Origin of the sequence: Streptomyces sp. RP5T, assembly GCF_003933965.1 — a bacterium.
In the GTDB taxonomy this organism is placed as follows: domain Bacteria; phylum Actinomycetota; class Actinomycetes; order Streptomycetales; family Streptomycetaceae; genus Streptomyces.
Window position 1 is genome coordinate 1 of record NZ_RSAJ01000353.1, and the last position, 8,725, is coordinate 8,725.

9 protein-coding genes are annotated in these 8,725 nt (G+C 72.1%); 8 read left to right on the forward strand and 1 reads right to left on the reverse strand.

Annotation, left to right across the window (positions count from 1 at the left end):
- From EHS43_RS29320 to EHS43_RS29340, 5 genes are all read left to right on the forward strand, one after another.
- A partial coding sequence (locus EHS43_RS29320) for a biotin/lipoyl-containing protein (protein ID WP_312023446.1) occupies positions 1–398 on the forward strand: 398 nt, incomplete at its 5' end.
- A gap of 42 nt (positions 399–440) precedes the next feature.
- The gene (locus tag EHS43_RS29325; protein WP_125193740.1) at positions 441–1,577 is read left to right on the forward strand and encodes an acyl-CoA dehydrogenase family protein; all 1,137 of its coding nucleotides are present in this window, start codon (positions 441–443) and stop codon (positions 1,575–1,577) included.
- Positions 1,578–1,611: 34 nt separating this feature from the next.
- Positions 1,612–3,180 (forward strand): 4-coumarate--CoA ligase family protein, encoded by a 1,569-nt coding sequence (locus tag EHS43_RS29330; RefSeq protein WP_125193741.1) that lies wholly within the window; start codon positions 1,612–1,614, stop codon positions 3,178–3,180.
- The gene (locus EHS43_RS29335; protein ID WP_125193742.1) at positions 3,177–3,911 is read left to right on the forward strand and encodes an enoyl-CoA hydratase family protein; all 735 of its coding nucleotides are present in this window, start codon (positions 3,177–3,179) and stop codon (positions 3,909–3,911) included. Before EHS43_RS29330 ends, EHS43_RS29335 begins: the two co-directional genes overlap by 4 nt.
- Positions 3,899–4,513: a TetR/AcrR family transcriptional regulator gene (locus EHS43_RS29340; protein ID WP_125193743.1), complete on the forward strand. Its 615-nt coding sequence runs from the start codon at positions 3,899–3,901 to the stop codon at positions 4,511–4,513. Before EHS43_RS29335 ends, EHS43_RS29340 begins: the two co-directional genes overlap by 13 nt.
- Before the next feature lie 102 nt (positions 4,514–4,615).
- On the opposite strand, the gene EHS43_RS29345 is transcribed toward EHS43_RS29340, so the two are convergent.
- Entirely contained in the window at positions 4,616–5,734 is a 1,119-nt protein-coding gene (locus EHS43_RS29345) for a citrate synthase 2 (protein ID WP_125193744.1), read from the reverse strand.
- A gap of 169 nt (positions 5,735–5,903) precedes the next feature.
- Between EHS43_RS29345 and pdxH the strand changes: the two genes are divergently transcribed.
- The 3 genes from pdxH to EHS43_RS29360 form a co-directional block, all read left to right on the forward strand.
- Positions 5,904–6,533 (forward strand): pyridoxamine 5'-phosphate oxidase, encoded by a 630-nt coding sequence (gene pdxH, locus EHS43_RS29350; RefSeq protein WP_125193747.1) that lies wholly within the window; start codon positions 5,904–5,906, stop codon positions 6,531–6,533.
- A gap of 349 nt (positions 6,534–6,882) precedes the next feature.
- The gene (locus EHS43_RS29355; protein ID WP_125193745.1) at positions 6,883–7,341 is read left to right on the forward strand and encodes a GNAT family N-acetyltransferase; all 459 of its coding nucleotides are present in this window, start codon (positions 6,883–6,885) and stop codon (positions 7,339–7,341) included.
- Between the two features lie 121 nt (positions 7,342–7,462).
- Positions 7,463–8,725, forward strand: a 1,263-nt coding sequence (locus EHS43_RS29360; protein ID WP_125193746.1) for a PAS domain-containing protein, incomplete at its 3' end; no start/stop codon positions are given.

The following is an 8,725-nucleotide window of genomic DNA, read 5'->3' on the forward strand; positions in this document are numbered from 1 at the left end:
GCCTGGAGGCGGACGGGGTCCGGGTGCTCCACGCGGACGCGGGCAGGGTCGTACTCGAAGTGGACGGCGTGCAGCGCAAGTTCGAGGTGGCGAGGTACGGCGACCGGCTGTACGCGGGCAACACGGCCCTGCGGCCCCTGCCCCGCTTCCCGGACCCGCAGGCCCAACTGGCCCCCGGCTCCCTGCTGGCCCCCATGCCGGGAACGGTCGTACGGGTTGCCGACGGCCTGGGCGAGGGGGCCGCCGTGGAGGCGGGCCAACCTCTCCTGTGGCTGGAGGCGATGAAGATGGAACACAGGATCACGGCGCCTGTGACAGGCACGCTCACGGCACTCCAGGCAGTACCCGGCCAACAGGTGACGGTCGGCTCTCTACTGGCAGTAGTGGAACCCACCTAGGGGCGCGGGGAACTGCGCGACCAGCCACAACGAAGGAGCCACATGCCCACGATCGAAACCGATGAGCACAAGTCTCTTCGTAACGCCGTAGCCGCCCTCGGCAAACGCCACGGCCGCGACTACGACCGAGAGGCACTCTGGGCCGAGGCGGCCAAACTCGGCTACCTCGGCGTCAACCTGCCGGAGGCGTACGGCGGCGGAGGCGGCGGCATCGCCGAACTCTCCATCGTCCTGGAAGAACTGGGCGCGGCCGGCGCCCCCCTCCTCATGATGATCGTCTCCCCGGCCATCTGCGGCACCGTGATCGCCCGCTTCGGCACGGAGGCCCAGAAGCAGGAGTGGCTCCCCGCACTCGCCGACGGCACCCGCACGATGGCCTTCGGCATCACGGAACCCGACGCCGGCTCCAACAGCCACCGCATCACCACCACGGCCCGCCGCGACCCGGACACCGGGGACTGGCTGCTCACCGGCCGCAAGGTCTTCGTCTCCGGCGTGGACATCGCCGACGCCACCCTCATCGTGGGCCGCACCGCGGACTCCCGCACCGGCCGCCTCAAGCCCTGCCTGTTCATCGTCCCCCGGGACGCACCGGGCTTCGGCAGGCGCTGGATCGAGATGGAACTGAGCGCCCAGGAGAAGCAGTTCGAGCTCACCCTCGACGACGTGCGCCTGCCCGCCGATGCCCTCGTGGGCGACGAGGACGCCGGCCTCCTGCAACTCTTCGCCGGCCTCAACCCCGAACGCATCATGACGGCCGCCTTCGCGATCGGCATGGGCCGCTACGCCCTCGCCAAGGCGATCACGTACGCCAAGGACCGCACGGTCTGGAACACCCCCATCGGCGCCCACCAGGCCATCGCCCACCCCCTCGCCCAGGCCCACATCGACCTCGAACTGACCCGCCTGATGATGCAGAAGGCCGCCCGTCTCTACGACGAGGGCGACGACGTGGGCGCGGGAGAGGCCGCCAACATGGCGAAGTACGCGGCGGGGGAGGCCTGTGTGAAGGCGGTCGACCAGGCGGTCCACACCCTCGGCGGCAACGGCCTCACCCGCGAGTTCGGGATCGCCTCACTGATAACGGCCGCGCGCGTGGCCCGTATCGCACCGGTCAGCAGGGAGATGATTCTCAACTACGTCTCCCACCAGACCCTGGGCCTGCCCAAGTCGTACTAGGCCCCCCATGGAATCAGGCCGTCTTGGAGGAACCGTGTTCCGCAGCGAGTACGCAGACGTCCAGCCCATCGAACTCCCCATCCACGACGCGGTCCTCGCCCGGGCCGCCGAGTCCGGTGACGCGCCCGCCCTGATCGACGGCACCGACGGCACCACGCTCACGTACGGACAGCTCGACCGGTTCCACCGCCGGGTCGCCGCCGGCCTCGCGGAGGCGGGCGTCGCCAAGGGGGACGTGCTCGCGCTGCACAGCCCCAACACGATCGCCTTCCCGACCGCGTTCTACGCCGCCACGCGCGCGGGTGCCTCCGTCACGACCGTGCACCCGCTCTCCACGGCCGAGGAGTTCGCCAAGCAGCTCTCCGACTCCGCCGCCCGCTGGATCGTCACCGTCTCGCCGCTCCTGGAGACCGCCCGCCGGGCCGCCGAACTCGCCGGCGGCGTCCAGGAGATCTTCGTCTGCGACAGCGCCCCCGGCCACCGCTCCCTCATCGACATGCTGGCCTCGACGGCCCCCGAACCGGAGCCCGCCATCGACCCGGTGACGGACCTGGCGGCCCTGCCGTACTCCTCGGGCACCACCGGCACCCCCAAGGGCGTGATGCTCACCCACCGGCAGATCGCCACCAACCTCGCCCAGCTCCAGCCCCTGATGTCGGCGGGCCCCGAGGACCGCATCCTCGCGGTCCTGCCCTTCTTCCACATCTACGGCCTCACGGCCCTGATGAACGCGCCCCTGCGCGTCGGCGCGAGCGTCGTCGTCCTGCCCCGCTTCGACCTGGACACCTTCCTCGCGGCCATCCAGAACCACCGCATCACCGGCCTGTACGTGGCCCCGCCGATCGTCCTCGCCCTCGCCAAGCACCCGCTGATCGAGCAGTACGATCTCTCGTCCCTGCGCTACATCGTCAGCGCTGCCGCCCCGCTGGACGCCGGACTCGCCGCCGCCTGCTCGGCCCGGCTGGGCCTGCCGCCCGTCGGCCAGGCGTACGGCATGACGGAACTCTCGCCCGGCACCCACGTGGTCCCCCTGTCCGCCATGCGCGAGGCACCCCCGGGAACCGTCGGCAAGCTCATCGCCGGCACCGAGATGCGGATCGTCTCCCTCGCCGACCCCGACAAGGACCTCGGCACCGGCGAGCCCGGCGAGATCCTCATCCGCGGCCCGCAGGTCATGAAGGGCTACCTCGGCCGCCCCGACGACACCGCCGCCATGATCGACCCCGACGGCTGGCTGCACACCGGGGACGTCGGCCATGTCGACGCCGACGGCTGGCTGTTCGTCGTCGACCGGGTCAAGGAACTCATCAAGTACAAGGGCTTCCAGGTGGCCCCCGCCGAACTGGAGGCCCTTCTGCTCACCCACCCCCACATCGCCGACGCGGCCGTCATCGGCGTCTACGACGACCGGCACAACGAGGTCCCGCACGCCTTCGTCGTCCGCCGGCCCACCGCGAGCGACCTCTCCGCGAGCGAGGTCATGATGTACGTCGCCGAACGCGTCGCCCCCTACAAACGCGTCCGCCAGGTCACCTTCATCGACGCGGTGCCCCGGGCCGCCTCCGGCAAGATCCTGCGACGACAGCTCAGGGAGCGCCCATGACACCGATCGCCCGCACGCGCACGCGTGCCGTGGAGACCCTCACCCTCGACTCCCCGCACAACCGCAACGCCCTGTCCGCCGCCCTGGTGGGCGAGCTGGCCGCCGCGCTCACGGACTGCGCCAAGGACGACGCCGTCCGCGCGGTCGTCCTCACCCACACCGGCAACACCTTCTCCGCGGGCGCCGACCTCAAGGACCCCCCGCACCCGGACGCCCTGGTCGCACTCCTGAGGCAGATCGTCGAGCTCGGCAAGCCGGTCGTCGCCCGCGTCACCGGGCACGTCCGCGCGGGCGGCCTCGGCCTCCTCGCCGCCTGCGACATCGCGGCCGCGGCCACCGAGTCGACGTTCGCCTTCACCGAGGTACGGATCGGGGTCGCGCCCGCGGTCATCTCGCTGACCCTGCTGCCCCGCACCGACCCCCGCGCCCTGGCCCGCCACTACCTCACCGGCGAACGCTTCGACGCCGCCGAGGCGGCCCGCATCGGCCTGGTCACGGCGGCGGGCGACGACGTGGACGCCGTACTCGCACCGATCCTGGACGGTCTGCGCCGGGCCGCCCCCGAGGCCCTGGCCGAGACGAAACGGCTGCTCACGGCTAAGGTGCTGGAGACCTTCGACCGGGACGCGGCCGACCTGACCGCGCTCTCGGCCCGGCTGTTCGCCTCATCGCACGCGCGCGAGGGCATGACAGCCTTCCTGGAACGACGGGATCCCTCATGGGTGGTGTGACCACGATCGGCGACCGGGCCGACCGCGTGCCGAAGCAGGACCGCAGCCGGGCCACCCGGCAGCGCCTCCTCGAAGCCGCCGTGGCCTGCCTCGCCGAACACGGCTGGGCCGGCTCCACGGTCACCGTCGTCGCCGAACGCGCCGGCGTCTCCCGAGGCGCCGCCCAGCACCACTTCCCGACCCGCGAGGCCCTCTTCACGGCGGCCGTCGAGTACGTGGCGGAGGAACGCTCCACGGCCCTGCGCGCCCTGTTCCCGCAGGGCGCCGCGGACGACAGACGCGCGGTGATCTCCGCCCTGGTGGACCTCTACACCGGCCCCCTCTTCCGCGCCGCCCTCCACCTGTGGGTCGCCGCCTCCAACGAGGAGCAACTGCGCCCCCACGTGACCGAGCTGGAAGCGAGGGTGGGCCGGGAGACCCACCGGATCGCCGTCGACCTCCTGGGCGCCGACGAGTCGAAGCCGGGCGCCCGGGAAACCGTCCAGGGTCTCCTGGACATGGCGAGGGGCCTGGGCCTGGCGAACCTGCTGACGGACGACAAGGCCAGGCGGGACAGAGTGGTCACCCAGTGGACAGCACTACTGAACGAGGCGCTGCAGTAGGTCTTTCAGGGGCGCGGGGCTGTGCCAATGTGCGGCTACCGCCGCGCGGGGGCGACAAGCCACACATCACCCGCAGTCGCCCACGCACCTCAGGCACCCCCTTCAGTGGGCGATGTCTCCGTACCCCTCGATGTCCCGAGGACTCCGCGAGCCGGGCCCGACATACCGCGCCGACGGCCGCACCAGCCGCCCCGTCCGCTTCTGCTCAAGGATGTGCGCCGACCACCCGGCGGTCCGCGCACACGTGAACATCGACGTGAACATGTGCGCCGGCACCTCCGCGAAGTCGAGCACGATCGCCGCCCAGAACTCCACGTTCGTGGCGAGCACCCGGTCCGGCCGCCGCGCGTGCAGCTCCGCCAGCGCCGCCTTCTCCAGCGCCTCCGCGATCTCGAACCGGGGCGCCCCCAGCTCCCGCGCGGTCCGCCGCAGCACCCGCGCCCGCGGGTCCTCGGCCCGGTACACCCGGTGCCCGAACCCCATCAGCCGCTCACCGCGGTCCAGCGCCTGCCTGACGTACGCCTCCGCGTCCCCGGTCCGCTCGATCTCCTCGATCATCCCGAGCACCCGGGACGGCGCCCCGCCGTGCAGCGGCCCCGACATCGCACCCACCGCACCGGACAGCGCGGCGGCGACATCCGCCCCCGTGGAGGCGATCACGCGCGCGGTGAACGTCGACGCGTTCATGCCGTGCTCCGCGGCCGACGTCCAGTACGCGTCCACGGCGGCCACGTGCTTGGGATCCGGCTCACCCCGCCACCGGATCATGAACCGCTCCACGACCGACTGCGCCTTGTCGATCTCCCGCTGCGGCACCATCGGCCGCCCCTGCCCGCGCGCGGACTGCGCGACGTAGGACAGCGCCATCACCGCGGCCCGGGCCAGATCGGCACGCGCCTGCTCCGCGTCGATGTCGAGCAGCGGCTTGAGCCCCCACACCGGCGCGAGCATGGCCAGCGCCGACTGGACGTCCACGCGGATGTCCCCGGAGTGCACCGGGATCGGGAACGGCTCGGCGGGCGGCAGACCGGGGTTGAAGGCGCCGTCGACCAGCAGCCCCCAGACGTTGCCGAACGAGACATGGCCGACCAGATCCTCGATGTCGACGCCCCGGTACCGCAGCGCGCCGCCCTCCTTGTCCGGTTCGGCGATCTCCGTCTCGAACGCGACGACGCCTTCGAGACCGGGTACGAAACCGTGGCCGGGGTCGAGATCGGACATGAGGCGGCTCCTCGTGACGTGTACGACGGATGACGCCACGATATCCCCGAGTGCCACCTTTGGGGAGAGCTTGCGGCACTCAGTGCCACCTTCCCTGCGGAGGCGATCCGTACGGCAAGATGACGACGTGACCGACGCCGCACACGCCGTCTTCCCGGACCCCGCCTCCATGCGCCGGCAGTACCGCGCGGAGGGTCTCGCCGAGGCCGACCTGGCCGCCACGCCCGTCGAACAGTTCGCGCGCTGGTTCAAGCAGGCGGCCACCGAGGCGCACCTGTTCGAGCCGAACGCCATGGTGGTCTCCACCGCGGACGCCGAGGGCCGCCCCAGCTCCCGCACGGTCCTGCTCAAGCAGTTCGACGAACAGGGCTTCGTCTTCTACACGAACTACGACTCCCGCAAGGGCCGGGACCTCGCCGCCAACCCGTACGTCTGCCTGCTCTTCCCCTGGCACCCCATGGCCCGCCAGGTCATCGTCACCGGCCTCGCCCGCCGCACCGGCCGCGACGAGACCGCCGCCTACTTCCGCACCCGCCCGCACGGCTCCCAGCTCGGCGCCTGGGCCAGCGCGCAGTCCTCGGTGATCGAGAGCCGCGAGCAGGTCGACACCGCCTACGCGGAACTCGCCGCCCGCTACCCCGAGGGCGAACAGGTGCCGGTGCCGCCGCACTGGGGCGGCTTCCGGGTGGCGCCGGAGAGCGTCGAGTTCTGGCAGGGCCGCGAGAACCGCCTGCACGACCGGCTGCGCTACGTGGCCCAGGCGGACGGGAACTGGCGGGTGGAGCGGCTGAGCCCCTGAGCCTGGCCGCGAAACGCAGGCGACCCGCGAGCTCTGGGTCCCTCCGCCCTGGGGCGGGGGAGCCGGCCGGACGTTACCGGCGAGCTCGCGGGTCGGGTGACTGCGTTGGATTGGCCGGTTGCGCACATCTCATGCGCGCTGGTCCGGCACCGCACTCGGTGGGTGACGGGCCGCTAGCCCGCAGCCACCTCTTCCGTCCGGTATGAATACATCTGCCGAACCACCTCCTTTCCGAAGTACCTGCACCTTAAGAAGGCCGCCCCCTCCGCTTCAACCCTTTTTCCGGGGATGGCATCCGAGGTTCCCCAAGTCCGTGGACGCGCCCGGAACGATCACCTAGCGTGCGGCCATGACTCATCTGAGGATCGAGCCCGTCGTGGGGGACGGTATGGCCGAGGAGTGGCGGCACGTGCACAACGTGATCGTGCCGCCCGCCGCCATGGAGCTTGAGGACGTACGGGAGCGCGGCCGGCGGTACCGGTTGGAGAACGCCTACCTGGGAGACGTGCTGGTGGGCTGCTCGACCGTCCGGCCGCCGCAGGGGGAGGACGCCGTGGCGACCGTCATCGCGCGCGTGCTGCCCGAATACCGCGGACGGGGTTTCGGGACGGCCCTCTACGAGAAGGGTCTTGATCATGCGCGCGTGCTCGGCGCCCGGGTGATCGAGACATGCGTGCTGGCCGTCAATGGGGACGGGACGCGGTTCGCGCTGGCGCGCGGGTTCGTCGAGGTCGACCGGTATGTGCTGGACGGCGGCAGCGACGAGTGGATCGACCTGCGGCTGGGGCCGGACCGGGAAGCCGTTTGAGGGGATTCGGGGCGTTTCCGGCGTGCAACGATTCCCTCAATCTTGCGGGAACCCGGTGTGTGCTGCGTCACGTTCGAGTTCAATGATTGTCAGTGAGTGAAGCAGCCGGCAGGGGGTCCAGGTGAGTGCTTCCCGGCGTAGTGGGACCACCGACGAACTGGGTCCCGACGAGCCCGGGCCGGACGGCCCGGAGGGCTCGGGCGGCTCGGACCTGCTCGCCGCACTGCTGGACGGCATGGACGCGGCACTGTGTGCCTTCGACGCGGACGGGATCGTCACCCACTGGAACCGTGAGGCCGAGCGCATCCTCGGATGGACCGCGGCCGAGGCCGTGGGGCGGCACGGGTTCGCCGGGTGGGCCGTGCGGCGGGCGGACGCCGAGGAGGTCGAGGCGCGGCTGATGTCCGCCATGCAGGCGCCCGGGCGGCAGGTGCACGAGTTCGCGCTGCTGACCAAGGACGGCGGCCGGGTCCTCGTACGCACCCAGTCCGCGGCCGTGCGCGGGCCCGACGGCAAGCCTGCCGGGGTGTACTGCGCCTTCAGCGAGGTGCACACCCAGATCGACCTGGAGCGCTCGATCGCGCTGAGCGAGGCCCTGTTCGAGGACGCCTCGTGGGGTGTCGTGCTGGTCGACGCCGATCTGCGGCCCGCCGTGGTCAACGCGCACGCGGCCCGGTCGCTGGGCATCGGGCGGACGTCGGTGCTGGGGCGGCCCCTCGGGGAGCTGCTCGCCCAGGGCGTGGAGGAGCTGGAGAGCGCGCTGACCCATGTGCTGGCCGAGGGCGCGCCGCCGGCGCCCGCCGAGATCTGGGTGGGGGTGCGGACACCGGACGGCGAGAAGCGGCGCTGCTGGCGCTGCGGGTTCGTGCGGCTGGCCTCGCCGCTCGCGGAGGAGCCGGTGCCGCTGGGCGTCGGCTGGCTGTTCCAGGACGTCACCGAGGCCAAGCAGAGCGAGCAGGAGGCCTCGCTGCTGCGCTTCCGGACCAACCAGCTCCACCGGGCCGCCCGCGCGGCCGCGGAGTGCGAGGACCCGGCCGAGGCCGCCGTGGTCCATCTGGACTTCGCCCTTGCCGGCTTCGCCGACCACGCGCTGATCGACCGGGTGGCCGGCGGCGCGGTGGCCGACGGGGAGGAGAGCGGCCGGGTCCGTCTGGTACGGGTCGCCGCGACGCCCTCCGGGGCGCCGGGGCCGAGCCTTCAGGCGTCGGGCGCGGCCGGGCTGCCCGTGCGGTACCCGGAGGGGCATCCGGCGTTGCAGTGCGTGGAGCGGGCGGGGTCGGTGCGGGCGAGTGTGGGTGCGGCGACGGGGGACCGGGCCCGTGAGTGGGCCGAGGACCGCCAGTGGCCCTCGGACGTGGTGCACGCGTTGTGCGCGGTGCTGCGC